Raw genomic sequence first — 26,403 nt, 5'->3', positions numbered from 1 at the left:
CACCACCGGCGCCCACCTCGTTTGGAAGGCAAAACGTGCTCACGTACATCCTCAGGCGGTTGGCTCTCGCCCTGAGCGTCATCCTGGCCACGCTGGTCTCGGCGTTCCTGCTGTTCTTCGCGGGCCCCTCCGACCCCGCCCAGGCCATGTGTCCGGAGACCCGCTGCAACCCGCAGCGACTGCAGCAGATCACGCAGAGCATCGGGCTCGACAAGCCGCTCTCGGTGCAGTTCCTCGAGTACTTCAAGGGGCTCTTCGTCGGCCGCGACTTCCTGTATGCCGGTGACACCGTCCACTGCGGCGCCCCCTGCCTGGGCTTCTCGTTCGTGACCCGCCGCTCGGTCAACGACGAGCTCTTCACCCGCTTCCCGAACACCGTCGTGCTGGCCCTCATGGCCGCCGTCGTGTTCGTGACCGTCGGCGTCACGCTGGGCATCATCGCCGCCGTGCGCCGCGGCTCCGCGACGGACCGCGGGCTCGTCGGCGCCTCGCAGGTGCTCGGCTCGATCCCGTACTACGTCCTCGCGCTGCTCGTCGCGCTCTACCCCGTCATCCTCTGGAACGTGCTGCCGCAGTACTCCGCGATCAGCGCCGGGGTGGGCCCGTACTTCCTCGGCATGCTCGCGCCGGCACTGATCCTCGGGTTCGTCACGTCGGCGTCGTACGTGCGCTACACCCGCAACTCGATGATCGAGACGCTCTCGATGGACTACATCCGCACGGCCCGCTCGAAGGGCATCAACGAGCGGACGGTCCTGTTCAAGCACGGTTTCCGCGCGGCCATGAGCCCCATCGCGACGATCCTCGGTCTCGACATCGCGGCCCTGCTCACCGGAACGCTCATCACCGAGCAGATCTTCGGTGTCGACGGCATCGGCCGTCGCGGCCTGGCCGCGCTCAAGGCCTTCGACCTCCCGGTCATCATGGGGACCGTTCTCATCGGAGCCGTCGTCGTCGTCGTCATGAACCTCGTCGTCGACATCGCGTACTCCTTCATCGACCCGCGAGTGAGGCTGTCGTGACCGCCACCGTCAACACCATCTCCACGCAGAGCGCGGAGGCCCGCGACGCGGGCGACGTCGTCCTCGACGTCGCCGACCTCTCGGTCGCCTTCCCCACCGAGGAGGGGGTCGTCAAGGCGGTCTCCAACCTCACCTACCAGGCTCGTCTCGGACGCACCCTCGCCATCGTCGGCGAGTCGGGCTCGGGCAAGTCCGTCAGCAGCATGGCGGTGCTCGGCCTGCACAACCCGAAGCGCACGAAGATCACGGGCAGCATCAAGCTCGACGGCATCGAGCTCGTCGGCGCCCCCGCCTCGACCTTCCAGAAGATCCGCAGCACCAAGGCGGCGATGGTCTTCCAGGACCCGCAGAGCTCGCTCCACCCGTTCCACAAGGTCGGCAAGCAGATCGCCGAGGCCTACCAGGCCCACCACAAGGTGAGCAAGCAGGTCGCGCTCAAGCGGGCCGTCGAGATGCTCGACCTCGTCGGCATCCCCAACCCGCAGCGGCGGGCCAACTCCTACCCGCACGAGTTCTCCGGCGGCATGCGCCAGCGCGCCATGATCGCCCTCGGTCTCGTCAACAACCCGAAGCTGCTCATCGCCGACGAGCCGACGACCGCCCTCGACGTCACGGTCCAGGCCCAGATCCTCGACCTCGTCAACGACCTCCAGAAGGAGTTCGGCTCGGCGGTCATCCTCATCACGCACGACCTGGCGGTCGTCGCCGAGACGGCCGACGACATCCTCGTGATGTATGCCGGTCGCGGCGTCGAGAAGGGCAGTGCCAAGGAGGTGCTGGCCCAGCCGTCGCACCCCTACACCTACGGCCTGCTCCAGTCGCTGCCGTCGCACTCCGAGGACCTCGAGGAGCTGCGCGCCATCAAGGGCACGCCGCCGAGCCTGCTCAACCTGCCGACCGGCTGCTCCTTCCACCCGCGCTGCGACTTCAAGAGCCAGGTGGACGGCGACGCCTGCTGGACCCAGCTGCCCGAGTGGCGCCCGACGCCGGGCCTGTCCAACCGCGAGATCCGTTGCCACCTGGCCGATCCCGTGGCCACCCTCAAGCACGACGAGGAAGCCCGATGAGCGACCAGACCCTGCTCAAGGTCACCGACCTCCAGCGCCACTTCCCCTTCCGCGAGGTCCAGGGCCTGCGGATGGTCCGCGCGACGGTCAAGGCCGTCGACGGCATCAGCTTCACGGTCAAGGAGGGCCAGACGCTCGGCCTCGTCGGCGAGTCCGGCTGTGGCAAGTCCACGACGTCGCGTCTCGTGACGCGGCTCGACGAGCCGACCGCAGGGGTCATCGAGTTCGGGGGGCGTGACATCACGCACCTCAAGGAGCACGAGCTGCGCGACATCCGCCGCGACGTGCAGATGATCTTCCAGGACCCGTACTCCTCGCTCAACCCGCGGCAGACGGTCGGAGCCATCCTCAGCACGCCGCTGCGGGTGCACGGCCTGCACCAGGGCAAGGAGAAGGCCCGCGTCCAGGAGCTGCTCGAGCTCGTCGGCCTCAACCCCGAGCACATCAACCGCTACCCGTCGGAGTTCTCCGGCGGCCAGCGCCAGCGCATCGGCATCGCCCGCGCCCTCGCGGTGGAGCCGAAGCTCATCATCGCCGACGAGCCGGTCTCGGCCCTCGACGTCTCGATCCAGGCGCAGGTGATGAACCTGCTCGCCAAGCTCCGCAACGAGCTCGGCCTGGCGTTCATCTTCGTCGCGCACGACCTCGGCGTCGTGCGCCACTTCTGCGACCAGGTCGCGGTGATGTACCTCGGCAAGATCGTCGAGTACGGCGACAAGAAGAAGATCTACGAGGCTCCCGAGCACCCCTACACCCAGGCGCTGCTCTCGGCGGCTCCCGACATCAACGTCGCCCGCGGCATCGCCCCCAAGGAGCGCATCCGCCTCGTCGGTGACGTGCCGAGCCCGATCGACCCGCCGAGCGGCTGCCGCTTCCGCACGCGGTGCTGGAAGGCGCAGGACATCTGCGCCCAGCAGGAGCCGCCGCTCCTGTCGGCCACCGCCGACGAGGCGACCCGCGCCTTCCGCGAGGGCGGCGTGCACCTGCAGGCCTGCCACTTCCCGGAGGTCAAGACCGACCTCGTCGCCGAGGTGCCGGCCTGACGGCCGACGCGCACGAGCACGAGGTGTGCCGCTGGGTCGGCTCCCGCACGGGGGCCGGCCCAGCGACATGCACCGGTCCGGACGGGCGCCCCGGGCCCGTCCGCCGGTCGCGACACGGACGTCACCACCCGGCATACCGGGCAAAGGTGGTGGGACGCGCCCGACGAGGTCCGTTAGGGTTGACGTACCTCGGCGCGAGCGTGCGCAGACGATCGAAGGACGATGAACGTGGCCCAGAAGGGACCCAGGCGCAGCCGTGTCGACGGTCTGGAGCCGGCGAGGCGAGCTCCCCGGGGGCCAGCCGCGCCCCGCTGAGGCGCGAGGCTGACCCCGCCCCGCCCGCCTGTCCGCCCGCCGTCGGCGGGGGACCGGCCTCCCGCAGACCACACCCGTCGACCCCAAGGACCCATCATGGAAACCGCTGAGATCAGGCGTCGCTGGCTCTCGTACTTCGGCAGCCACGGCCACACCATCGTGCCGAGCGCGCCGCTCGTGCACGACGACCCGAACCTGCTGTTCGTCAACGCCGGCATGGTCCCGTTCAAGCCGTACTTCCTCGGCCAGGAGACCCCGCAGTTCACCCGCGCGACCAGCGTGCAGAAGTGCGTGCGCACCCTCGACATCGAGGAGGTCGGCAAGACCACGCGGCACGGCACGTTCTTCCAGATGAACGGCAACTTCTCCTTCGGCGACTACTTCAAGGAAGGCGCCATCCAGCTGGCGTGGGAGCTGATCACGCGCAGCCAGTCCGAGGGCGGTCTCGGCTTCGACGAGAAGGACCTCTACGCCTCCGTCTACCACGAGGACGACGAGGCGATCGCGCTGTGGAAGAAGGTCGCGGGCCTGTCCGACGACCGCATCGTGCGACTCGGGCGCAAGGACAACTACTGGAACATGGGTGTCGCCGGCCCCGGCGGCCCGTGCTCCGAGATCCTCCTCGACCGCGGCCCGCAGTACGGCGCCGACGGCGACTGGGAGGCCGGCGACCGCTACCTCGAGTTCTGGAACCTCGTGTTCATGCAGTACGAGCTCGAGAACGTCCGGTCCAAGGAGGACTTCGACATCGTCGGGGACCTGCCCAAGCGCAACATCGACACCGGCATGGGCCTCGAGCGCGTCGCGTTCCTGCTCCAGGGCGTCGACAACATCTACGAGACCGACGAGGTCTTCCCGGTCATCGCGGCCGCCGAGGACCTGACCGGGCGGCGCTACGGCGCTGCGCACGAGGACGACGTGCGCTTCCGCGTCGTGGCCGACCACGTGCGCAGCTCGCTCATGCTCATCGGTGACGGCGTGACCCCGGGCAACGAGGGCCGCGGCTACGTCCTGCGCCGCCTGCTGCGCCGCGCGGTGCGCTCGATGCGCCTGCTCGGTGTCGACGCGCCGACCCTCGAGCAACTGCTGCCCGTCAGCATGGAGCGGATGAAGGCGTCCTACCCGGAGCTCGAGACCGACTTCAGCCGGATCAGCCAGGTCGCGTATGCCGAGGAGGAGGCCTTCCGGCGCACCCTGAGCTCGGGCACGACGATCCTCGACACCGCGGTGGCGCGAGCCAAGTCGTCGGGGTCGAGCACCCTGGGCGGGGCCGAGGCCTTCGCGCTGCACGACACCTACGGCTTCCCGATCGACCTCACCCTCGAGATGGCGGCGGAGCAGGGCCTGCAGGTCGACGAGCCCGGCTTCCGTCGGCTCATGGGCGAGCAGCGCGACCGGGCCAAGGCCGACGCGCGGTCGAAGAAGTCGGCGCACGGCGACACCAGCGTGTACCGGCAGCTGTCCGACACGCTCGGGCACGACGTCGAGTTCACCGGCTACGACCAGACCCTGACCGACACCCGCATCCGCGGCCTGATCCGCGACGGTGTCGTCGTGGACCGCGTGGGCCCCGGCGACGAGGTCGAGATCGTCCTCGACCGGACGCCGCTCTACGCGGAGTCCGGCGGGCAGCAGGCCGACCACGGACGCATCCGGCTGGCCAACGGCGCCCTCCTCGAGGTCACGGACGTCCAGCGGCCCATCACCGGCCTCGTCGTGCACCGGGCCACGGTGCTCGAGGGCGAGGCGGGAGTCGGTGCCGATGCCGAGGCCGAGGTCGACGTCGCGCGCCGCCGGTCCATCTCGCGCGCCCACACGGCGACGCACATGGTGCACCAGGCGCTGCGCGACGAGCTCGGCGACACCGCGACGCAGGCCGGCTCGGAGAACTCGCCCGGTCGCCTCCGCTTCGACTTCAAGTCGCTGCAGGCCGTCCCGGCAGCCGCGATGCACGAGATCGAGGGCCGGATCAACGCCGTGCTCCTCGACGACCTGCCCGTCACCGCCGACATCATGGCCATCGACGCCGCCAAGAAGCTCGGCGCCATGGCGCTCTTCGGCGAGAAGTACGGCGAACGCGTGCGCGTCGTGTCGATCGGCGAGTGGTCCCGTGAGCTGTGCGTCGGCACGCACACGCCCCGCGTCGGCCAGATCGGTGTCGTCAAGCTGCTCGGCGAGAGCTCGATCGGTTCGGGCGTGCGACGGGTCGAGGCCCTCGTCGGTGCCGACGCCTACACCCACCTCGCTCGTGAGGCGACGATCGTCAGCCAGCTCACCGACACCCTCGGCGTGCGGCGCGACGAGCTGCCCGACCGCATCGCGGCCATCCTCGGGCGGCTGCGCGACGCCGAGAAGGAGATCGCGGCCGTGCGCCAGAGCCAGGTGCTCGGTGCGGCGACCGGCCTCGTGCAGTCCGCCCGCGACATCGGCGGCGTCACCTTCGTGAGCCACGACGCCGGCGACGGCGTCACGGGAGACGACCTGCGCAAGCTCGTCACCGACGTCCGCGGACGCCTCGGCAACGACCGGCCCGTGCTCGTGTCGATGGCGTCGGTCGCCAACGGCCGCCCGGTCGTCATCGTCGCCACCAACGAGCGGGCCCGCGAGGCCGGTCTCAAGGCCGGAGCCTTCGTCAAGCTCGCCGCCCAGGCCCTCGGCGGCGGTGGCGGCGGCAAGGACGACCTGGCCCAGGGTGGCGGCACCGACCCGGCGCGGGTCTCGGCCGCCCTCGGCGCCGTCGAGGACCACCTGCGCAACCGGGGCGCCTGACCTTGACCGACCCTCGCTCCCGCACCGGGACACGTGTCGGCGTCGACGTGGGCAACGCCCGCGTCGGCGTCGCCGCGTCGGACGCGACGGGAGTGCTCGCCCACCCGGTGCGCACCCTCCCACGCGACGTCGAGACCGACAGCGACGTCGAGGCGATCGTGGTCCTCGTGCACGAGCTCGAGGCCATCGAGGTCGTCGTGGGGCTGCCCAGACTGCTCTCCGGCGAGGAGGGCGAGGCGGCCCGCATCGCCCGGGACTACGCCGGTCGGCTCGCGGCCCGACTGGGTACGGTGGGGGTGCGGATGGTCGATGAACGCTTGACCACCGTGGACGCGCACCGCAGACTACGCGACAGCGGCGTCCCGGGTCGGGGGCAACGGGCCGTCGTCGACCAGGCAGCCGCAGTGCTCATCCTGCAGTCGGCTCTCGACACGGAGTCACTGTCGGGCCGCCCTCCGGGGGAGACCGTCACGCCGGGGGGCAAACGGAAGAAGGAACGTCGTCGATGAAGGACCATCTCGAGTCATCCATCTTCGGCGACCACGAGGACACCGTCGAGCACCTCGACCACGTCGACGACGTCAACCACCTCGAGGAGACGCACGCCGCGCCCCCGCTCAGCCGTCGCGAGCTGCGTGAGCAGGAGCTCGCCTCGCGCAAGCGCGGCGGCCGGCGGTCGGGCAGGCGAGGCAAGACCGCGACGTCGGGGGTGCCCCGCGGCAAGCCGTCGGTCTTCCGGCGTCTCGTGGTCATCGTGCTCGCGCTCGCCGTCATCGGCGGCGGTGTCGCCGTGGCCTACAAGGCGCTCCGGCCCGTCGTCGAGGGCTTCCTCGAGTCCAACGACTACCCCGGTCCCGGCACCGGTGAGGTCCGCGTGACCATCGACGCCGGCTCCGGCGGCACGGCCATCGCCAAGGCCCTCGTCGACGCGGACGTCGTGAAGTCGACCAAGGCCTTCGTGGACGCCGCCAACAACGACCCGCGGAGCGCCGGCATCCAGCCCGGGGTCTACACGATGAAGAAGCAGATGAAGGCGTCGGACGCCCTGGCCTTCCTCGTCGACCCGAAGAACCGTCTCATCACCCGCGTCGTCATCCCCGAAGGGCTCTGGGCCGACGAGATCTACGACCGGCTCTCGAAGGTCTCCGGCATCCCGGTGGACCAGTACGTCGCGGCCTCGAAGCAGGTCGACCAGCTGGGCCTGCCGCCGTCGGCCAAGGGCAACATCGAGGGCTACCTCTTCCCGGCCAGCTACGAGTTCGGCCCCACCTCGACCGCGCTGGACCAGCTCAAGCAGATGGTGGCCGAGTCGACGAAGCGGCTCGACGCCCTGCAGATCCCGCCGGACCAGATGGAGCGGGTCGTCACCATCGCGAGCCTCGTGGAGGGGGAGGCGCAGAACGACGCCGACCGCTCGAAGGTGGCCCGCGTCGTCGAGAACCGGCTCGCGGCCAAGATGTCGCTCGGCTTCGACTCGAGCGTGAACTACATCTTCAAGAAGCGCGGCGTCCCGACCCAGCAGATGCTCGACAGCAGCAACCCCTACAACACCCGTCGCTTCCCGGGGCTGCCGCCGGGACCCATCTCCAACCCCGGTGACAGTGCGCTCAAGGCGGCCGCCAACCCCGTGGCAGGCCCGTGGCTCTACTTCGTCACGGTCAACCTCGACACGGGCGAGACGAAGTTCGCCGCCACCTACGCGGAGCACCAGCGCAACGTCGCCGAGTTCCAGAAGTGGTGCGCCGACAACAAGGGCAAGTGCTGAGCGAGGCGACCGGCGTGGCCCGGCGCTGTGCGGTGTGGGGCAGCCCGATCGGGCACTCGCTGTCGCCGGTGCTGCACCGCGCCGCCTACGCGGCTCTCGACCTGCACGACTGGACCTACGACCGTCGCGAGGTCGACGAGGCCGGATTCGGCGACGCCCTGTCGGGCCTCGACGGATCGTGGGTGGGGCTGTCGCTGACGATGCCGCTCAAGGAGGTCGCCCTGCACAGCGCTGCCGTCGCCACCCCGGTCGCCGCCGCGACCGGGGCGGCCAACACGCTCGTTCGGGAGGCCGGCCCGGAGGCGGGGTGGACCGCCCACAACACCGACGTCCACGGGATCACCATGGCGCTGCGCAACGCCGGCTGCGACGACCCGTCCGACGTCCTCGTCGTCGGGTCGGGCGCGACGGCGCGTTCCGCACTGGCCGCTGTGACGACGGCCGCGGCTGCGAGGGGTTCCGGTGCCAGGGTCGTGCTCATGGTCCGGGACCGCGTGCGCCCCGAGACCCTCGACCAGGCGGCCTCGGCCGGGCTGCACGTCGAGACCGTGGCGATGGGGGAGTGGGACGCCGCGACCGACGTCGCCGCCGTCGTCAGCACCGTCCCTCCGTCGGCCCTTCCCGGCCTCGACCGTCTGCCCCGGGCCAGGCCGGGCGCCGGACGCCCGGTGCTGCTCGACGTCGTCTACGGCGACGGCGAGACTCCGTTGCAGCAGGCGGCTCGGGCGCAGGGATGGGCCGTGGCCGAGGGCACGGACATGCTGCTGCACCAGGCCGGTGAGCAGGTGCGCCTCATGACGGGCCGGGAGGCCCCGCTCGAGGCGATGGCGTCCGCCCTCCGGGCGGCCCTGTCGGCGGCCGAGCGGGATCGACGGTCCCACCGGTGATCCCTCCGATGACGTGGGCCCCCTCCGCCGGGGCTCCGTGGTGGTTCGTCGCCGCGCTCGTCGTGGCCGGCGGTCTCGTCGGGGAGGTGCTGCGGCGCCGGCTCGCCTCGGGCGGCTACCGCATCGAGGACGAGACCGGGCCGCCGCCGAGGGTGTCCTCCTTCGTCGTGCCCGTCGCGGTCGCACTGCTCTGGGGACTGCTCGGGTGGCGCTTCGGCCCGCTGTCGCAGTGGGCCCTGACGCCCGCGTACCTCGGCTTCGCGTTCGTGGCCGTGGCCCTCGCCTGGATCGACGCCGACGTGCACCGCCTGCCTCGGGGACTGACGCGCCCGGCCTACCCCCTGCTCGTCGCCCAGCTCGCGCTGGCCTCCCTCGCCTCCGGGGACTGGGACGCGCTGCGCCGCGCGGCCGTCACGGGCGCCGTGCTGTGGGGGATCTACTTCGCCCTCGCGGTCGTGGCGGCCCTGCTGGGCAGCGGTTTCGGCTACGGCGACGTCACCCTCGCCGGACTCGTGGGGCTGGCGACGGGCTACGTCGGGGTCTCGACGACCCTCGTCGCCTCGTATGCCGCGTTCGTCCTCGCCGGGGTCTACGGCGTCGCCCGCCTGCTCCTGCGCCGTGGCTCGCGCAGGGACGACATCGCCTTCGGTCCCTGGATGCTGCTCGGGCTGCTCATCTCGCTCGTCGTGCAGGTGCAGACCCCGTTCTGACGCTCGAGCCGGGCCGTGGTCCCGCGGAGCGGGCGGGTCGGGGGCGCTCCCTCGGCGCATGGGAGGATCGGGTCATGTTGCGTTGGTTGACGGCCGGTGAGTCGCACGGTCCCGCACTCGTGGCCATGATCGAGGGCCTCCCGACGGGGGTCGAGGTCGGCGCGAAGGACCTGCAGGCCGCCCTGTCCCGCCGACGCCTCGGTTACGGCCGCGGTGCCCGGATGAAGTTCGAGCAGGACGAGGTCGAGTTCCTCGGCGGCCTGCGGCACGGACGGACCCTCGGCTCGCCCATCGCCGTCCGCATCGGCAACAGCGAGTGGCCGAAGTGGACCACCGTGATGAGCCCCGAGGCCGTCAGCGACGAGGCGTATGCCGCGTCCGACGACGTCAACGCCGAGAAGGAGGTCGCGCGCAACAAGCCGCTGACCCGTCCGCGGCCCGGCCACGCCGACCTCGTCGGCATGCAGAAGTACGGCCACGAGGACGCCCGCCCGGTGCTCGAGCGGGCCTCCGCCCGTGAGACGGCGGCCCGGGTCGCCCTCGGCGAGATCGCCGCCCGCTTCCTCGACCAGTCCTACGGGATCCGCCTCGTGTCCCACACCGTCTCGATCGGAACCGCCGGTGTCCCCGCCGGTGCCGCGCTCCCCACCCCCGACGACCTCGAGCGCCTCGACGCCGACCCGGTGCGTGCCTTCGACCCCGAGGGCTCCGCTGCCATGGTCGCCGAGGTCGACGCCGCCAAGAAGGACGGCGACACCCTCGGTGGCGTCGTCGAGGTCCTCGCCTACGGCGTGCCACCGGGCCTGGGCTCGCACGTCCACTGGGACCGCAAGCTCGACGGACAGCTCGCGCAGGCGCTCATGAGCATCCAGGCGATCAAGGGCGTCGAGGTCGGCGACGGCTTCGAGACGGCCCGTCGACGCGGGTCCGAGGCGCACGACGAGATGGAGCTCGTCGACGGCGTCATCACCCGTCGGACCGGCCGCGCCGGCGGCACCGAGGGCGGGATGTCGACCGGTCAGGTGCTCCGGGTCCGCGCCGCCATGAAGCCGATCAGCACGGTGCCGCGCGCCCTCTCCACGATCGACGTGGCGACCGGCGAGGCGGCGACGGCCATCCACCAGCGCTCCGACGTCTGCGCCGTGCCCGCTGCCGGCGTCGTCGCCGAGGCCATGGTCGCCCTGGTGCTCGCTGCGTCGTGCCTCGAGAAGTTCGGGGGCGACTCGGTCACGGAGACGTCGCGCAACCACACGGCATACCTCGACGGCATCCGAGAGGGGCTGCGCACATGGTGAACCAGACCCCTCCCCGGCCGCTCGCGGTCGTCGTCGGTCCGCCCGGCGCCGGCAAGACGACGGTCGGCCGGGCGCTGGCGACCCGGCTCGGCGTCGCCTTCCACGACGTCGACGCCGCGATCGAGGCGGCCCAGGGCCGCTCGATCTCCGACATCTTCGTCGACGACGGTGAGACAGTCTTCCGTGACCTCGAGCGTGCCGAGGTGGCGCGCGCGCTCGACGAGGAGCCCGGCGTGGTCTCGCTCGGCGGTGGGGCCGTCATGGACCCGCGCACCGAGGCCGCGCTCGCCGGCCATGCCGTCGTGTTCCTCGACGTCGCGATCGCCGACGCGAGCAAGCGCATCGGCTTCGACCGCTCGCGGCCGCTGCTGTCGGTCAACCCCCGCGCGTCGTGGGTGCGGATGATGAACGACCGTCGGCCCACCTACGAGCGCGTCGCGACCGTCCGGGTCGACACCGCGGGACGCACCCCGGAGCAGGTCGTCGACGTCGTCGTCGCCGAGCTCGAGGCGGCCCGCGCGTGAGCGGTGCCCCCGTGCCGACGACCATCCCCGTCGGCACTGACTACGACGTCGTCATCGGTGCGGGCGTGCTCGACCGGGTCGGCGACCTGCTCGGCGACGACGTCGAGCGTGTCCTCGTCGTCCACCCGCCGACCCTGCCGGAGCTCACCTCGCGGGTCGCCGCCGCCCTCGAGGCGCAGGGGTATGCCGTGCACCTCGCCGAGGTGCCCGACGCCGAGGCCGCGAAGACGGCCGAGGTCGCCGCGACGCTCTGGGCGCAGCTGGGCCGGGCCGGCTTCACCCGCACCGACGCCGTCGTCGGGGTGGGCGGCGGCACGGTCACCGACCTCGCAGGTTTCGTCGCCGCGTCGTGGCTGCGCGGGGTGCGCGTCGTCCAGGTGCCGACGACTCTGCTCGGCATGGTCGACGCGGCCGTCGGCGGCAAGACCGGCATCAACACCGCCGAGGGGAAGAACCTCGTCGGCGCCTTCCACCCCCCGGCCGGCGTCCTCTGCGACGTCGACGTGCTCTCGACGTTGCCGGGAGCCGACCTCGTCGCGGGCCTCGCCGAGGTCGTCAAGTGCGGCTTCATCGCCGACCCCGTCATCCTCGACCTCGTCGAGGCTGCCGTCGCGGACGACCCCGACCGGGCGCGCAGCGCCGCCAACCCGCACCTGCGTGAGCTCATCGAGCGGGCCGTCCGGGTCAAGGCGGAGGTCGTCGCCGCCGACCTGCGCGAGAGCTCGCTGCGCGAGGTCCTCAACTACGGCCACACGTTCGGCCACGCCGTCGAGCAGGTCGAGCAGTTCTCGTGGCGGCACGGCGAGGCGGTCGGCGTCGGCATGGTCTACGTCGCCGAGCTCGCCCGTCTCACCGGCCACCTCACCGGCCCCGAGGGGGACGCCCTCGTCGCGCGGCACCGCTCGGTGCTCGAGTCGCTCGGGCTGCCGACGACGTATCCCGCCGGCCGCTGGGACGCGCTGCTCACCGCGATGCGCCGTGACAAGAAGTCCCGCGGCTCGACGCTGCGCTTCGTCGTGCTCGACGGCCTGGCCGAGCCCACCCGCCTCGCCGGCCCCGACGTCGCTCTGCTCCAGGCGGCCTACGGACTCGTGTCGCGGCATGCCGACGCGCCCGCTCACTAGACTCCCCGGCATGACGGCACCCACGGTCTTCGTCCTGTCGGGCCCGAACCTGAACCGACTCGGCACGCGCGAGCCGGAGGTCTACGGCTCCGACACGCTCGACGACGTGCACGCGGCCGTGCAACGCGAGGCGCGCGACCTCGGCCTCGTCGCCGACTGCCGCCAGACCAACCACGAGGGCGAGCTCATCGACTGGCTGCACGAGGCCGTCGACGTCGGCGCCGACGTCGTGCTCAACCCCGGGGCCTTCACGCACTACTCGTATGCCGTGCGCGACGCGTGCGCCATCGTGACCACGAGCGGGCGCAGCCTCGTCGAGGTGCACCTGAGCAACCCGGCGGCGCGTGAGGAGTTCCGCCACACGTCCGTCGTCGCGGGGGTCGCGACCGGCACGGTGGCCGGGTTCGGGCTGCAGTCCTACCTGCTGGCCCTCCGCGCCCTCGTCTGAGTCCGCCGCAGCCTCGTCGACGCTCGTTCCCGGATGGCAGTCTGGACCGATGAGTGAGGACGAGGACCTCGTCATCAGCGCGATGGCGATCAACGTGACCATCCCGGAGCCCCTGCGCTGGACGGACTCGCGGCGCGACCAGACGTTCCGGCTCGACACCCTCAACGTCCGCATGCTGCCGGACGGCCATCTCGCGGCCAAGGCCTACGGGCGTCCGGTCGACGGCGGGCGGGGAGCCTACGTCTCCTTCTCCGTCCCCGACCGGCCCGAGCTCGCGGCGCTCGTCGACGCGGCCGCGCACCGAGCCGGTGCGCGGTGGGCCGCCCACCGAGGGCTCGGCTGACGGGTCCGCCGGGGTCCTGCAGGTGGCGACCTCGGGTGGTCAGGACGGCGAGAGGGCCTCGGGGAGGGGCTCGGCGTGCACGATCGTCAGCTCCGACACGGCGCGGGTCAGCACGACGTAGAGACGGCGCAGGCCGGTGCGCTCGTCGGGCTCGGCCGCCGCGATGGCGGCCGGCTCGACGACGACGGTGCGGTCGAACTCGAGCCCCTTGGCGACGCTGGCCGGCACGACCTCGACCTGGTGGTCCTCGTCGTCGCCGTGATCGCGGTCGAGGCGGCCGTGGGACACGTCCGTGGCAGTGAGTGCCGTCGAGAGGGCGTCGACCAGGGCGTCCGGCGCGATGACGCCCACCGACCCCGCGGTGCTCGACGCGGTCCTGACGGCGCGGACGGCCTCGGCCAGGACGCCGTCGTCGCCGGCCGGCCGGATATCGAGCCGTCCGGGGTTGTCGCGCACCGAGACGGGCGCGCCCAGTCCGGGGGCCATGAGCGGCAGGAGGCGGGCGGCGTACTCGATGACGACGGCCGGCACGCGGAAGCCGCGGTCGAGGACGACGAGGTCGTGCTCGTCCTTGCCGAGGTGGCGCATCGCGTCGCCCCACGACGCCGTCGCCCACGGTGTCGTCCCCTGGGCGATGTCGCCGAGCACCGTCACCGACCCGGTCGAGCACCGACGACCGACGGCACGCAGCTGCATGGGCGAGAGGTCCTGAGCCTCGTCGAGCACGACGTGCCCGAGACTGGGCTCGCGCCGCAGGAGGTCCTCGACCTCGTCGAGCAGGGCCATGTCGGCGCGCGACCACCGGGCCGAGCCCTTGGTGCGGGCGGGCTTGTCCCACAAGAGCATCGACTGCTCCGCGTCGGTGAGGTCGTCACCGGCGGCCTCCCGCAGGGCCGCCGCGTCGGACCACAGCCGGTGGAGCACACCCGCCGGGTCGAGCGCCGGCCACACGGTCGAGACGTACGCGCGAACGGCCGCGGACCTCGCGACCGCGTCCTGCACCCGGTCGTCGGGGGCGTCCCCGGCCCGCTCCATCTCGAGCAGGACGTGGTGGGCGAGCCGCTGGGGGAGCAGGTCGCGCGCCGCCGAGTAGCGCACGCCGCGCGCGGCGAGCTCGTCGACGATCTCGGCGACCTCGTATGCCGGCACGCGCCACTTGCGCACGCCGCGCGGGACCACGAGCGCCTCCGACGGCCGGACGAGACTCGACCACACGGCCCGGCGCAGGACCGTCGCCAGCCGCTCGTCGCCCTTGAGGGTGGCGACCTCGGCCGGTTCGTCGGCCCGCACCCGACCGTGGTCGAGGAGCGTCTCGATCGTCGCGTGGGCGACCCGCACCTCACCGAGCGAGGGCAGCACGGCGCCGATGTGGTCGAGGAACGCGCGGTTGGGACCGACGACGAGGACCCCGGAGCGGTCGAGGCGCTCGCGGAAGGAGTAGAGCAGCCACGCCGCGCGGTGCAGACCGACGGCGGTCTTGCCCGTGCCCGGCGCGCCCTGCACGCACACGCTGACGGCGACGTCGCTCCGCACGATCTCGTCCTGCTCGGGCTGGATCGTCGAGACGATGTCACGCATGGGCCCCGTGCGCGGCCGTTCGATCTCGGCGGCGAGGATCGAGCCGCCGCCTGCGTTCGCCTCGTCCGAGGGCGCCGGGCCGCCGAGGTGCTCGTCCTCGAGGGCGGTCAGGCGTCCGCGGTCGGCGCCGAAGCGGCGGCGCAGGACGACGTCCATGGGCTCGAGGGGCGAGGCCCGGTAGAAGGCCGTCGAGATCGGCGCCCGCCAGTCCACGACGACGGGGTCGCCCGCCTCGTCGGTGACGTGCCGCCGTCCGATGTGGAACTGCTCGGCAGGTCCGTCGGCGGGGTCGACGTCGATGCGGCCGAAGAAGAGCGTCGTGCGCGGGTCGTCCTGCAGCGACGCGATGCGCCGCGCGAGCACCCAGCCGAGGACCTCTCCCGAGATCGCGTCGCTCGCCTTCGAGGCGTCGAGCGACTCGGCGAGCCGGCGCATGCGCGCCAGCTGTTCCCGCGCGTCGTCGAGGTAGGCCTGCTCCCGGGCGAGCTCCGAGTCGAGTCCGTGGTCGGGCGAGCGCACGCGAGGCACCTTTCTGCAGCGGGACACACCGAGCAGGTGGCAACCCACCGGGATCGGACGCCGGTGGGTTGCCATCTGCACGGTGTGTCGTGGTGGCGGGAGGAGCGGGGAGAACGGGTCAGGCTACACCGCGCAGGCCGGTGCCGGGTGCGTGCGATTCCGCGATCCGCTGGACCCCCGGCTAGACTCGTGCGGCAACTCCCCAAGTCAATTGAACGTCCGGGGCTCAGGCGTGCCCAGGGGCACCCGACCGAGCCGGCCGGCATACGAAAGTGGTTTGTGACGATGGCTTCGACCAACGACCTGAAGAACGGCATGGTGCTCAACATCGAGGGACAGCTCTGGTCCGTCGTCGAGTTCCAGCACGTGAAGCCCGGTAAGGGCCCTGCGTTCGTGCGCACCAAGCTCAAGGCCGTCCTGTCCGGCAAGGTCGTCGACAAGACGTTCAACGCCGGCACCAAGGTCGAGACCAGCAACGTCGACAAGCGCACGATGCAGTACCTCTACAAGGACGGCACCGACTTCGTCTTCATGGACACCGACACCTACGACCAGCTCAACGTGTCGGAGGCCGTCGTCGGCGACGCCGCCAACTACCTGCTCGAAAACCAGAACGCGCTCGTGGCCACCAACGAGGGCCTGCCGCTCTACGTCGAGCTGCCCGCGTCCGTCGTCCTCGAGATCACGCACACCGAGCCGGGCCTGCAGGGCGACCGCTCGACCGGCGGCACCAAGCCGGCCACGCTCGAGACGGGCGCCCAGATCAACGTGCCGCTCTTCCTCGAGACCGGCACGCGCGTCAAGGTCGACACCCGCGACGGGTCGTACCTCGGCCGCGTCAACGACTGAGCGGACTCGAACTCCCTTGGCAGCACGCAGCAAGGCCCGTACGCGGGCCCTCGACATCCTCTTCGAGGCGGACCAGCGCGGCCTCAACGCCGAGACGCTCCTCGACGAGCGGCTGACCGACAGCGAGTCGCGGGCCGCGAACAACCCCTACACGGCGGAGCTCGTGCGCGGCGTGGTGGCCAGGTGGAACGACATCAACGCGGCCCTGACCGACTACAGCCAGGGCTGGACCCTCGAGCGGATGCCCGCCGTCGACCGCGCGATCCTGCGCCTCGGCGCGTGGGAGGTGCTGTGGAACGACCAGATCCCCGACGCTGTGGCCATCTCCGAGGCCGTCGCCCTGGCGACCGAGCTGTCGACCGACGAGTCCCCGGCCTTCGTCAACGGGCTCCTCGGGCGTCTCGCCGAGGTCAAGGCGACCATCGTCTGAGCTGCGCCGACCACGCAGCGTCGACCGCCACCCCGACCGCCGCCCCGACCGCCTCCCCGACCGCGACGTCGGCGGCGCCGGGTCACCGGTCAGCCACGAAGCCACCCGTCCGCGGGTGGCTTCGTGCGTTCCGGCCGAGGACGGTGGGGACCGGGCGGCGGCCTGCCGTAGGGGAGCCCGGCGGCGACGTGCCGAGGGGCGGACCGGTGTCGGGCCGGTGCGGGCGCCGCGTTAGACTCCCTCGCGAAGACATCCTTTAACCACCGTCCTGTGAGGCGGGGAAGGAGGTCCAGCGGCGATGTCCTGCCCTGACCTGAACGCATCTGCCCAGTCACCGACGGACCGCTCGAGCATCCCCGAGGACGCTCGCGACGTCATGAGCGAGGGCGACATCGCCCGGGCGCTGCGGCGCATCGGTCACGAGGTGATCGAGCGCAACAAGGGCAGTGAGGGCCTCGTGCTCCTCGGCATCCCCTCGCGGGGAGTGCCTCTCGCGCGTCGCCTCGCCGCCGGCATCGAGCAGGTCGAGGGCCACGCGGTGCCCGTCGGCGAGCTCGACATCACGCTCCACCGCGACGACCTGCGCCGCAACCCGGTGCGCACGGCGCACCGGTCCCGCATCCCCGACGGCGGCATCGACGACAAGGTCGTCGTCCTCGTCGACGACGTGCTCTACTCCGGTCGCACCATCCGCGCGGCCCTCGACGCGCTGTCCGAGCTCGGCCGCCCGCGCGCGGTCCGCCTCGCGGTCCTCGTCGACCGCGGCCACCGCGAGCTGCCCATCCGCGCCGACCACGTCGGCAAGAACCTGCCGACCTCGAGCGCCGAACGGGTGCACGTGCGGGTCGCCGAGGTCGACGGCCTCGACGTCGTGCGCATCAGCGGTGGTGACGCCCGATGACGAAGCACCTCATCTCCTCGGCCGACCTCAGCCGCGCCGAGGTCGAGGACATCCTCGAGACCGCGGCCTCGATGCACGACCTCCAGCGCCGCGAGGTCAAGAAGGTGCCCACCCTGCGCGGCCGCACCGTCATCAACTTCTTCTTCGAGGACTCGACCCGCACCCGCAGCTCCTTCGAGATCGCGGGCAAGTGGATGTCGGCCGACACCATCAACCTCTCGGCCAAGGGCTCCTCCACGAGCAAGGGCGAGAGCCTGCGCGACACGGCCATGACCGTCGATGCGATGGCCGTCGACGCCCTCGTCATCCGCCACAACGCCTCGGGCGCCTGCCAGCAGGTGGCCCAGTGGGTGCGGTGCAGCGTCATCAACGCCGGGGACGGCACCCACGAGCACCCGACGCAGGCCCTGCTCGACGCGTACACGCTCCGGACGCGGCTCGGGGACCTCGACGGCAAGCACGTCGTCATCGTCGGGGACCTCACCCACTCGCGCGTCTTCCGGAGCAACGTCATCACCCTCAAGACCCTGGGCGCCCGCGTCACCGTCGTCGCACCGCCCACCCTCATGCCGAGCGGCATCGGCGCCTGGAGCGCGGCCGACGGGTTCGCCACGAGCTGGGACCTCGACCCCGTGCTCGACGGCGAGGGCGAGCACGGGCCGGTCGACGCCGTCATGATGCTCCGCGTGCAGCGCGAGCGGATGAGCGGCGGCTACTTCCCGACGGCGCGCGAGTACACCGTCGGCTACGGCCTGACGCGGGACCGCCTCGAGCGGCTCGTGGCGCGCAACGACGACGTGCTCGTGCTCCACCCCGGCCCGATGAACCGCGGCCTCGAGATCGCCCCCGAGGCCGCCGACGCGCCGCAGTCCGTCGTGCTCGACCAGGTCTCCGCCGGGGTCGCGGTCCGGATGGCCGTGCTCTACCACCTGCTCGCGGGCGACGACACGCCCGCGCCCGTCCCGCCCGTCACCGCCACCGAAGGAGCCGTCCGATGAACCGCCTCGTGATCCGCGGCGCCCGGCTCCTCGGCACCGAGTCGGCCGACCTGCTCGTCGAGGACGGCGTCATCACCGAGGTGGGCTCGGTCTCCACCCCGAGCGGCGCCGAGGTGCTCGACGCCGACGGCCTCGTCGCGCTGCCGGGCCTCGTCGACCTCCACGTGCACCTGCGCGAGCCGGGCCGTGAGGACGCCGAGACCATCGCCACGGGGTCGGCGGCAGCGGCGGCCGGTGGGTTCACCGCCGTCTTCGCGATGGCCAACACGAGCCCGGTCACCGACACCGCCGAGGCCGCCGAGCGCGTGCTCGACCTCGGCCGCGCCTGCGGACTCACCGAGGTGGTGCCCGTCGGGGCCGTGACCAAGGGGCTCGAGGGCGCCGAGCTCGCGGAGCTCGGCCTCATGGCCCGCTCCCGGGCGCAGGTGCGCGTCTTCAGCGACGACGGCCACTGCGTCCACGACGCGCGGATCATGCGTCGGGCGCTCGAGTACATCAAGCCCTTCGGTGGGGTCATCAGCCAGCACGCGCAGGACCCGCGCCTCGCCGGCCGCGAGGCCTGCTGCCACGAGGGCGAGGTCTCCGGACGCCTCGGGCTGCCCGGTTGGCCCGGCATCGCCGAGGAGTCGATCGTGGCGCGCGACGTCATGCTGGCGCGCCACACCGGCTCCCGGGTCCACGTGGCGCACGTGTCGACGGCCGGCACGGTCGAGGTCATCCGATGGGCCAAGGCTCAGGGCATCGACGTCACCGCGGAGGTGACGCCGCACCACCTGGCCCTGACGACCGACCTCCTGCTCGGCTACGACCCCGTCTACAAGGTCAACCCGCCGCTGCGTCCGGCCGAGGACGTCGAGGCGCTCCGCGCCGCCCTCGCCGACGGGACCATCGACGCCGTCGCGACCGACCACGCGCCGCACGCGCGGCACGACAAGGAGCACGCCTTCGTCGACGCGGCCTTCGGCATGCTCGGCCTCGAGACGGCCCTGTCGGTGGTCAGCGACGTCATGGTGCGACCCGGCCTGCTCGACTGGGCCGACGTCGCCCGCGTCATGTCGAGCGCACCGGCCCGGATCGGTGGACTGGCCCACCAGGGGAGGGAGCTCGCCGTCGGCAGCCCAGCCCACCTCACCCTCGTCGACCCCGACCGCGAGGTCACCGTCGACGCCACGGCGAGCCGTAGCCGCTCGCGCAACAACCCGTGGCACGGACGCACCCTGCGCGGAGCCGTCCTCGCGACGGTCCACCGGGGCCGTGTCACCCACGACGTCCGCAACGGCGCGGGCACCCGACGAGAACTGACGACCGCGACGACCTCGGGAGCAGACCTGTGACCACCCAGACACCGTTGACCGTGCCGAGCCGCGAGGGGAGGCAGCGTCGCGAGCGCCTGGCGGCGACCCTCGTCCTCGAGGACGGCCGAACCTTCCGCGGGGCGTCCTACGGCGCCCTCGGCGAGACGGTCGGCGAGGCGGTCTTCTCCACCGGCATGACCGGCTACCAGGAGACCCTCACCGACCCGAGCTACCACCGCCAGGTCATCGTCATGACGGCCCCCCACGTCGGCAACACCGGCGTCAACACCGAGGACGACGAGAGCACCCGCATCTGGGTCGCCGGCTACGTCGTCCGCGACCCTGCGATCCGCTCGTCCAACTGGCGTGCGACCCGCGAGCTCGAGGACGAGCTCGTCGACCAGGGCGTCGTCGGCATCTGCGACATCGACACGCGCGCCCTGACCCGCCACCTGCGCGAGCGCGGCGCCATGCGGGTCGGCATCTTCAGCGGCGACGCCGCGGACCGCCCCGAGCCCGAGCTGCTCGAGGCCGTGCGCACGAGCCCGCAGATGGCCGGCGCCGCCCTGGCGGCCGAGGTCACCACGACGGAGGCGTATGCCGTCCCCGCCGTCGGTGAGAAGCGCTTCACCGTCGCGGCCGTCGACCTCGGCATCAAGGCGATGACGCCCGCGCTCATGGCGCAGCGCGGCATCGAGGTGCACGTCCTGCCGGCGACCGCCACGATCGAGGACGTCCTCGCGGTGGGGGAGTCCGGTCCCGACGGCGTCTTCTTCTCCAACGGCCCCGGTGACCCGGCCACCGCCGAGCGCGAGGTCGCGTTGCTGCGCGAGGTGCTCGACCGCGGCATCCCGTTCTTCGGCATCTGCTTCGGCAACCAGCTGCTCGGCCGGGCCCTCGGCTTCGGCACCTACAAGCTGAAGTACGGCCACCGCGGCATCAACCAGCCGGTCATGGACCGCACGACGGGCAAGGTCGAGGTGACCGCCCACAACCACGGCTTCGCGGTGGACGCGCCCCTCGATCAGGACAGCGACACGGCATACGGCCGCGTGCGCGTCTCCCACGTGTGCCTCAACGACGACGTCGTCGAGGGTCTCGAGTGCCTCGACCGCCCGGCGTACTCCGTCCAGTACCACCCCGAGGCCGCGGCCGGCCCACACGACGCCGCCTACCTCTTCGACCGCTTCCTGGAGCTGATGGACGGTTCGGCGCGCGTGGCGCCTGGACTGACAACCGAAGCGAGCGCAGCGAGCCAGCCGAGGAGGGAAGGCGCCACGCAAGAGAGCGCCGAACACGCGAGCGAAGCGAGCCAAGAGCAGAGCGGGAGCAAATGACATGCCCAAGCGCCACGACATCAAGAGCGTCCTCGTCATCGGGTCCGGCCCGATCGTCATCGGCCAGGCGTGCGAGTTCGACTACTCCGGCACGCAGGCCTGCCGCGTCCTGCGCGAGGAGGGCATCCGCGTCATCCTCGTCAACAGCAACCCGGCGACGATCATGACCGACCCCGAGTTCGCCGACGCGACCTACGTCGAGCCGATCACCCCCGAGGTCGTCGAGGCGATCATCGCCAAGGAGCGTCCCGACGCCGTCCTCGCGACGCTCGGCGGCCAGACCGCGCTCAACTGCGCGATCTCCCTGCACGACAACGGAGTCCTCGAGAAGTACGACTGCCCGCTCATCGGCGCCAACGTCGACGCAATCAACCTCGGCGAGGACCGCGAGAAGTTCAAGGGCGTCGTCGAGCGCTGCGGCGCCGAGTCGGCCCGGTCGATCATCTGCCACTCGATGGACGAGCTGCTCGCAGCCGCCGAGGAGCTCAGCTACCCCGTCGTCGTCCGGCCGTCCTTCACGATGGGCGGCCTCGGCTCGGGCTTCGCCTACGACGAGGCCGACCTGCGCCGCATCGGCGGCCAGGGCCTGCAGTACTCCCCGACGACGGAGGTGCTCCTCGAGGAGTCGATCCTCGGCTGGAAGGAGTACGAGCTCGAGGTCATGCGCGACCACGCAGACAACGTCGTCGTCGTGTGCTCGATCGAGAACCTCGACCCGATGGGTGTGCACACCGGCGACTCGATCACCGTCGCCCCGGCGCTGACCCTGACGGACCGTGAGTACCAGCGGCTGCGCGACATCGGCATCGCGATCATCCGTGAGGTCGGCGTCGACACCGGCGGCTGCAACATCCAGTTCGCCGTCAACCCGCGCGACGGTCGCATCATCGTCATCGAGATGAACCCCCGCGTCTCGCGCTCGTCCGCGCTGGCGTCCAAGGCGACCGGCTTCCCGATCGCGAAGATCGCCGCCAAGATGGCCATCGGCTACACCCTCGACGAGGTGCCCAACGACATCACGCGGGAGACGCCGGCGAGCTTCGAGCCGGCGCTCGACTACGTCGTCGTCAAGGTGCCGCGCTTCGCGTTCGAGAAGTTCCCGGCTGCCGACCCGACGCTGACGACGACGATGAAGTCGGTCGGCGAGGCCATGGCGATCGGCCGCAACTTCACCGAGTCGCTGCAGAAGGCCCTGCGCTCGCTCGAGAAGAAGGGCGCCAGCTTCCACTGGGACGGCGAGCTGACCAGGGTGGCCGCCGAGCGTGCGCTCGAGGAGGCCAAGGTGCCGACGGACGGCCGGGTCGTCCTGGTGCAGCAGGCCCTCCGTGGTGGGTGCAGCGTCGAGGAGGTCCACGAGGCCACCGGCATCGACCCGTGGTTCCTCGACCAGATCGCGCTCATCAACGACGTCGCGGCGATGCTCGCCGAGGCCGACCAGCTGACGCCCGACCTGCTGCGCCTCGTCAAGCGGCACGGCTTCAGCGACGCCCAGGTCGCCTCGATCCGCCGTATGCCGGAGGCCGTCGTCCGCGGCGTGCGCCACGCCCTGGGGGTGCGCCCGGTCTACAAGACGGTCGACACGTGCGCCGCGGAGTTCGCGGCCACGACGCCCTACCACTACAGCTCCTACGACGAGGAGACCGAGGTCGAGCCGCGCGAGCGACCAGCCGTCATCATCCTCGGCTCGGGACCGAACCGCATCGGGCAGGGCGTCGAGTTCGACTACTCCTGCGTGCACGCGTCGTTCTCCTTGCGCGACAAGGGATTCGACACGGTCATGGTCAACTGCAACCCCGAGACGGTCTCGACCGACTACGACACGAGCAGCCGCCTCTACTTCGAGCCGCTGACGCTCGAGGACGTCCTCGAGGTCATCCACGCCGAGGGCAAGGCCGGCCCCATCGCGGGTGTCATCGTGCAGCTCGGTGGGCAGACTCCCCTCGGGCTCGCGCAGGCCCTCGAGGACGAGGGTGTGCCGATCGTCGGCACCTCGCCGAGCGCCATCCACCTCGCCGAGGACCGCGGCGCCTTCGGTCAGGTGCTGGCCCGGGCGGGACTCATCGCCCCGAAGCACGGCACGGCCTTCAGCTCCGACGAGGCCCTCGTCGTCGCACGCGAGATCGGCTACCCGGTGCTCGTGCGCCCGTCCTACGTCCTCGGCGGCCGGGGGATGGTCATCGTCTACGACGACGACTCACTCGTCACCTACGTCGAGAAGGCCACCGAGGCCTCGCCCGACCACCCGATCCTCATCGACCGCTTCCTCGACGACGCGATCGAGATCGACGTCGACGCGCTCTTCGACGGCGAGGACATGTACCTCGGCGGCATCATGGAGCACGTCGAGGAGGCCGGCATCCACTCCGGCGACAGCTCGTGCACGCTGCCCCCGGCCACGCTCGGCGACGGCGAGCTGGAGCGGGTGCGCATCGCCACGCGCAAGCTCGCCGAGGGCATCGGCGTGCGCGGCCTCATGAACGTCCAGTTCGCGTTGGCCCAGGACATCCTCTACGTCATCGAGGCCAACCCCCGCGCCTCGCGCACCGTGCCGTTCGTGGCCAAGGCCACGGGCGTGCCGATCGCGAGTGCCGCGGCCCGCGTCATGCTCGGCTCCACCATCAAGGAGCTGCGCGAGGAGGGCATGCTGCCCCCGACCGGCGACGGGGGTCGGATGCCCGACCACGCTCCCGTGTCGTGCAAAGAGGCGGTCCTGCCGTTCAAGCGCTTCCGCACCAAGGAGGGCGTCGCGGTCGACTCGCTGCTCGGTCCCGAGATGCGCTCGACCGGCGAGGTCATGGGCATCGACGTCGACTTCGGGTCGGCGTTCTCCAAGGCCCAGCAGGGGGGTGGCTCGGCACTGCCCCGCTCCGGCGCGATCTTCGTGTCGGTCGCCAACCGGGACAAGCGCGCCATGCTCTTCCCGGTCAAGCGGCTCGTCGACCTCGGCTTCACGATCCTCGCGACGAGCGGCACGGCCGCCGTGCTCAAGCGCAACGGCATCCCCGCCACGCTCGTCCGCAAGATCACCGAGCGCGACGGTGACGCCCCGGGCGAGAAGTCGATCGTCGACCTCATCCTCGACGGCACGGTGCAGATGGTCGTCAACACGCCCTCGGGCCAGGACGCCCGCGCCGACGGCTACGCGATCCGAGCCGCGACGACGAGCGCCGACAAGCCGATCATTACGACGATCGCGACCCTCGCCGCAGCCGTCCTCGGCATCGAGGCCGGGCTGACCGAGGAGATCCGGGTCAAGTCGCTGCAGGACCACGCGCGTGACCTCGACCTCTACGGCCGGCGCGAGGCCGTCGCGGCGACGGGAGCCCCTGCATGAGCGAGCGCTCGCTGCGGGCCCGCGTCACCCAGGAGGTGGCGGAGGTCATCGCGACCCGCCGGGTCGGCGCCTACCAGCACATCACCCTCGTCGCCCCGGGCGTCGCCGAGCTGGCCCGCCCCGGTCAGTTCGTCGCCCTCGCGGTCGGTGGCGAGACGTCGGGCACGCTGCTGCGTCGCTCCTTCTCGATCCACAAGGTGAGCCCCAGCGGCACATACGGCGGCACGGTCGAGATCGTCGTGTCCGCGGTCGGTGTCGGCACCCGGTGGATCGTCGAGCGCGCCCCGCACGACACGATCGACGTCGTCGGACCGCTCGGCAAGGCGTTCCCCCTGCCCACCGCACCGGTCGCCTGCGTGCTCGTCGGCGGCGGCTACGGCAGCGCTCCGCTCTTCTGGCTCGCCGGCGAGCTCCGCGAGCGTGGCTGCCACGTCGAGATGGTGCTCGGCGCCGCGAGCGAGGACAAGCTCTTCGGGGTCGTCGAGGCCCGCCGCAGCAGCGACGGCGTCACCGTCACGACCGACGACGGCTCGGCCGGTCAGCGGGGCTGGGTCAGCGACCCGCTGCCGGAGATCATCGACCGCACCAAGGCCGGTGTCGTCTACGGCTGCGGACCCATGGGGATGCTCGAGTCCATCACCCGGGTCGCCGAGGCGCACGGCGCCGTGGCCCAGGTGGCCGTCGAGGAGTCGATGGCCTGCGGCGTCGGGGTCTGCATGACGTGCGTCATGCCGGTCGTCGGCTCCGACGGCAGGACCCGGATGGTGCGCTCGTGCGTCGAGGGACCTGTCTTCCGCGGCGACCGCGTCCGGTGGGACGCCTTCGACGGGGGTCACGCCCGCGTCCCGGACGACGCCGTCGGCGCCCCGAAGGTGGGTGGCCACTGATGGTGGACCTCTCCGTCGACCTCGGGCGAGGCCGTCGCCTCCCCAACCCGCTCATGACGGCCTCGGGCTGTGCGGCGAACGGCAAGGAGCTGCACCGCTTCTTCGACGTCGCCGACCTCGGCGCCTTCGTCACGAAGTCGGTCATGGCCGACCCCCGGTCTGGCCGCGGGACTCCGCGCATGGCCGAGACGCCCTCGGGCATGCTCAACTCCATCGGCCTGCAGGGTCCCGGCATCGGCGCTTTCGTCGAGGAGGACCTGCCGTGGCTCAAGTCGGTCGGCGCGCGCGTCCTGCCGTCGATCGCGGGCAGCTCGAGCAGGGAGTACGCCCAGGTCGCCGCGACGCTCCGGGACAGCAGCGCCTTCGACTCCGTCGTCGGCGTCGAGGTCAACATCTCGTGCCCCAACGTCGCCAACCGCGGCCTCGTCTTCGCCTGCGACCCGATGGCCTCGGCCGACGTCATCGGCCTCGTGCGCGAGCAGCTCCCGCGCGAGATCCCGGTCTTCGCCAAGCTCAGCCCCGACGTCACCGACATCACCACCATCGCGTCGGCCTGCGTCGAGGCGGGGGCCGACGGCCTGACGATGATCAACACCCTTCTGGGCATGGTCATCGACACCGACCGCCTGCGGCCGCAGCTCGGCGGGGTGACCGGCGGGCTGTCGGGGCCGGGCATCCGGCCCGTGGCCGTGCGCGCCATCTGGCAGGTGCGCCAGGCCATGTTCGAGGGCAGGTTGCCCACCGTGCCGATCATCGGTGTCGGGGGAGTGCGCACCGGGCGTGACGCGCTCGAGCTCGTCGCCGCCGGCGCCAGTGCCATCCAGGTGGGCACGGCGGTCTTCAACGACCCGTCGGCGCCGGTCCGAGTGCTGCGGGAGCTGTGCGAGCTGCTCTCGGCCAAGGGCTTCGAGCGGTTCAGCGACGCCGTCGCCGTGGCGCACGGCCGCTGACGACCCACACCGT

23 protein-coding genes are annotated in these 26,403 nt (G+C 71.8%); 22 read left to right on the top strand and 1 reads right to left on the bottom strand.

Annotation, left to right across the window (positions count from 1 at the left end; genetic code table 11):
• Positions 1-35: 35 nt before the first annotated feature.
• The 13 genes from TAE01_RS16205 (at position 36) to TAE01_RS16145 (ending at position 13,312) form a co-directional block, all read left to right on the top strand.
• Positions 36-1,022 carry an ABC transporter permease gene (locus TAE01_RS16205; protein WP_222594157.1) on the top strand — a complete coding sequence of 329 codons (987 nt, stop codon included), beginning with the start codon at positions 36-38 and terminating at the stop codon, positions 1,020-1,022.
• Positions 1,019-2,089 (top strand): ABC transporter ATP-binding protein, encoded by a 1,071-nt coding sequence (locus TAE01_RS16200; RefSeq protein ID WP_147067849.1) that lies wholly within the window; start codon positions 1,019-1,021, stop codon positions 2,087-2,089. Before TAE01_RS16205 ends, TAE01_RS16200 begins: the two co-directional genes overlap by 4 nt.
• Positions 2,086-3,132 (top strand): ABC transporter ATP-binding protein, encoded by a 1,047-nt coding sequence (locus tag TAE01_RS16195; protein WP_147067848.1) that lies wholly within the window; start codon positions 2,086-2,088, stop codon positions 3,130-3,132. The genes TAE01_RS16200 and TAE01_RS16195 overlap by 4 nt, the downstream gene beginning before the upstream one ends.
• Before the next feature lie 411 nt (positions 3,133-3,543).
• Complete coding sequence (alaS, locus tag TAE01_RS16190) at positions 3,544-6,216, top strand: alanine--tRNA ligase (protein ID WP_147067847.1); 2,673 nt, start codon at positions 3,544-3,546, stop codon at positions 6,214-6,216.
• Positions 6,217-6,218: 2 nt separating this feature from the next.
• Complete coding sequence (gene ruvX, locus TAE01_RS16185; protein WP_147067846.1) at positions 6,219-6,725, top strand: Holliday junction resolvase RuvX; 507 nt, start codon at positions 6,219-6,221, stop codon at positions 6,723-6,725.
• Positions 6,722-7,981, top strand: a complete 1,260-nt coding sequence (gene mltG, locus TAE01_RS16180) for an endolytic transglycosylase MltG (protein WP_147067845.1) — start codon at positions 6,722-6,724, stop codon at positions 7,979-7,981. The genes ruvX and mltG overlap by 4 nt, the downstream gene beginning before the upstream one ends.
• Positions 7,982-7,995: 14 nt before the next feature.
• Positions 7,996-8,868, top strand: coding sequence for a shikimate dehydrogenase (locus TAE01_RS16175; RefSeq protein WP_246111402.1), 873 nt, complete (start codon positions 7,996-7,998; stop codon positions 8,866-8,868).
• Positions 8,869-8,876: 8 nt separating this feature from the next.
• Positions 8,877-9,578 (top strand): prepilin peptidase, encoded by a 702-nt coding sequence (locus TAE01_RS16170; RefSeq protein ID WP_246111401.1) that lies wholly within the window; start codon positions 8,877-8,879, stop codon positions 9,576-9,578.
• Positions 9,579-9,652: 74 nt separating this feature from the next.
• Positions 9,653-10,873 carry a chorismate synthase gene (aroC, locus tag TAE01_RS16165; protein ID WP_147067842.1) on the top strand — a complete coding sequence of 407 codons (1,221 nt, stop codon included), beginning with the start codon at positions 9,653-9,655 and terminating at the stop codon, positions 10,871-10,873.
• Positions 10,867-11,397, top strand: coding sequence for a shikimate kinase (locus TAE01_RS16160; protein ID WP_147067841.1), 531 nt, complete (start codon positions 10,867-10,869; stop codon positions 11,395-11,397). The genes aroC and TAE01_RS16160 overlap by 7 nt, the downstream gene beginning before the upstream one ends.
• Positions 11,394-12,521, top strand: a complete 1,128-nt coding sequence (aroB, locus tag TAE01_RS16155; protein ID WP_147067840.1) for a 3-dehydroquinate synthase — start codon at positions 11,394-11,396, stop codon at positions 12,519-12,521. Before TAE01_RS16160 ends, aroB begins: the two co-directional genes overlap by 4 nt.
• Before the next feature lie 10 nt (positions 12,522-12,531).
• Positions 12,532-12,969, top strand: coding sequence for a type II 3-dehydroquinate dehydratase (gene aroQ, locus TAE01_RS16150; RefSeq protein WP_142178275.1), 438 nt, complete (start codon positions 12,532-12,534; stop codon positions 12,967-12,969).
• Between the two features lie 49 nt (positions 12,970-13,018).
• Complete coding sequence (locus TAE01_RS16145; RefSeq protein ID WP_147067839.1) at positions 13,019-13,312, top strand: hypothetical protein; 294 nt, start codon at positions 13,019-13,021, stop codon at positions 13,310-13,312.
• 39 nt (positions 13,313-13,351) lie between these two features.
• On the opposite strand, the gene TAE01_RS16140 is transcribed toward TAE01_RS16145, so the two are convergent.
• Positions 13,352-15,409 carry a HelD family protein gene (locus TAE01_RS16140; protein WP_147067838.1) on the bottom strand — a complete coding sequence of 686 codons (2,058 nt, stop codon included), beginning with the start codon at positions 15,407-15,409 and terminating at the stop codon, positions 13,352-13,354.
• Positions 15,410-15,694: 285 nt separating this feature from the next.
• Here TAE01_RS16140 and efp point away from each other — a divergent pair, with 285 nt between their 5' ends.
• The 9 genes from efp (at position 15,695) to TAE01_RS16095 (ending at position 26,390) form a co-directional block, all read left to right on the top strand.
• Positions 15,695-16,258 carry an elongation factor P gene (gene efp, locus TAE01_RS16135; protein WP_147067837.1) on the top strand — a complete coding sequence of 188 codons (564 nt, stop codon included), beginning with the start codon at positions 15,695-15,697 and terminating at the stop codon, positions 16,256-16,258.
• Between the two features lie 16 nt (positions 16,259-16,274).
• Entirely contained in the window at positions 16,275-16,688 is a 414-nt protein-coding gene (gene nusB, locus TAE01_RS16130) for a transcription antitermination factor NusB (RefSeq protein WP_147067836.1), read from the top strand.
• A gap of 298 nt (positions 16,689-16,986) precedes the next feature.
• A complete protein-coding gene (pyrR, locus tag TAE01_RS16125) occupies positions 16,987-17,589 on the top strand; it encodes a bifunctional pyr operon transcriptional regulator/uracil phosphoribosyltransferase PyrR (protein WP_147067835.1) in 603 nt (200 codons plus the stop codon).
• Positions 17,586-18,587, top strand: coding sequence for an aspartate carbamoyltransferase catalytic subunit (locus TAE01_RS16120; RefSeq protein WP_147067834.1), 1,002 nt, complete (start codon positions 17,586-17,588; stop codon positions 18,585-18,587). The genes pyrR and TAE01_RS16120 overlap by 4 nt, the downstream gene beginning before the upstream one ends.
• Positions 18,584-19,921, top strand: a complete 1,338-nt coding sequence (locus TAE01_RS16115) for a dihydroorotase (protein WP_147067833.1) — start codon at positions 18,584-18,586, stop codon at positions 19,919-19,921. Before TAE01_RS16120 ends, TAE01_RS16115 begins: the two co-directional genes overlap by 4 nt.
• 20 nt (positions 19,922-19,941) lie before the next feature.
• Positions 19,942-21,219, top strand: coding sequence for a glutamine-hydrolyzing carbamoyl-phosphate synthase small subunit (carA, locus tag TAE01_RS16110; RefSeq protein ID WP_246111407.1), 1,278 nt, complete (start codon positions 19,942-19,944; stop codon positions 21,217-21,219).
• A gap of 1 nt (position 21,220) precedes the next feature.
• Complete coding sequence (gene carB / locus TAE01_RS16105; protein WP_147067832.1) at positions 21,221-24,553, top strand: carbamoyl-phosphate synthase large subunit; 3,333 nt, start codon at positions 21,221-21,223, stop codon at positions 24,551-24,553.
• Positions 24,550-25,440 (top strand): dihydroorotate dehydrogenase electron transfer subunit, encoded by an 891-nt coding sequence (locus TAE01_RS16100; RefSeq protein WP_147067831.1) that lies wholly within the window; start codon positions 24,550-24,552, stop codon positions 25,438-25,440. Before carB ends, TAE01_RS16100 begins: the two co-directional genes overlap by 4 nt.
• The gene (locus TAE01_RS16095) at positions 25,440-26,390 is read left to right on the top strand and encodes a dihydroorotate dehydrogenase (protein WP_147067830.1); all 951 of its coding nucleotides are present in this window, start codon (positions 25,440-25,442) and stop codon (positions 26,388-26,390) included. The genes TAE01_RS16100 and TAE01_RS16095 overlap by 1 nt, the downstream gene beginning before the upstream one ends.
• Positions 26,391-26,403: the final 13 nt, after the last annotated feature.

This window comes from Terrabacter aerolatus (genome assembly GCF_007991735.1).
Lineage (GTDB): Bacteria > Actinomycetota > Actinomycetes > Actinomycetales > Dermatophilaceae > Terrabacter > Terrabacter aerolatus.
Note: the sequence above shows the minus strand (reverse complement) of the source record. Positions and strands in the feature narration are given on the sequence as shown.

Excerpts from the sequence above, each read along its gene's own strand:
- pyrR (WP_147067835.1), top strand. The coding sequence starts at position 16,987 with ATGTCCTGCCCTGACCTGAACGCATCTGCCCAGTCACCGACGGACCGC.
- alaS (WP_147067847.1), top strand. The coding sequence starts at position 3,544 with ATGGAAACCGCTGAGATCAGGCGTCGCTGGCTCTCGTACTTCGGCAGC.
- mltG (WP_147067845.1), top strand. The coding sequence starts at position 6,722 with ATGAAGGACCATCTCGAGTCATCCATCTTCGGCGACCACGAGGACACC.
- TAE01_RS16100 (WP_147067831.1), top strand. The coding sequence starts at position 24,550 with ATGAGCGAGCGCTCGCTGCGGGCCCGCGTCACCCAGGAGGTGGCGGAG.
- TAE01_RS16120 (WP_147067834.1), top strand. The coding sequence starts at position 17,586 with ATGACGAAGCACCTCATCTCCTCGGCCGACCTCAGCCGCGCCGAGGTC.
- TAE01_RS16115 (WP_147067833.1), top strand. The coding sequence starts at position 18,584 with ATGAACCGCCTCGTGATCCGCGGCGCCCGGCTCCTCGGCACCGAGTCG.
- TAE01_RS16170 (WP_246111401.1), top strand. The coding sequence starts at position 8,877 with ATGACGTGGGCCCCCTCCGCCGGGGCTCCGTGGTGGTTCGTCGCCGCG.
- carB (WP_147067832.1), top strand. The coding sequence starts at position 21,221 with ATGCCCAAGCGCCACGACATCAAGAGCGTCCTCGTCATCGGGTCCGGC.
- aroQ (WP_142178275.1), top strand. The coding sequence starts at position 12,532 with ATGACGGCACCCACGGTCTTCGTCCTGTCGGGCCCGAACCTGAACCGA.
- TAE01_RS16095 (WP_147067830.1), top strand. The coding sequence starts at position 25,440 with ATGGTGGACCTCTCCGTCGACCTCGGGCGAGGCCGTCGCCTCCCCAAC.
- TAE01_RS16145 (WP_147067839.1), top strand. The coding sequence starts at position 13,019 with ATGAGTGAGGACGAGGACCTCGTCATCAGCGCGATGGCGATCAACGTG.
- TAE01_RS16195 (WP_147067848.1), top strand. The coding sequence starts at position 2,086 with ATGAGCGACCAGACCCTGCTCAAGGTCACCGACCTCCAGCGCCACTTC.
- TAE01_RS16160 (WP_147067841.1), top strand. The coding sequence starts at position 10,867 with ATGGTGAACCAGACCCCTCCCCGGCCGCTCGCGGTCGTCGTCGGTCCG.
- efp (WP_147067837.1), top strand. The coding sequence starts at position 15,695 with ATGGCTTCGACCAACGACCTGAAGAACGGCATGGTGCTCAACATCGAG.
- aroC (WP_147067842.1), top strand. The coding sequence starts at position 9,653 with ATGTTGCGTTGGTTGACGGCCGGTGAGTCGCACGGTCCCGCACTCGTG.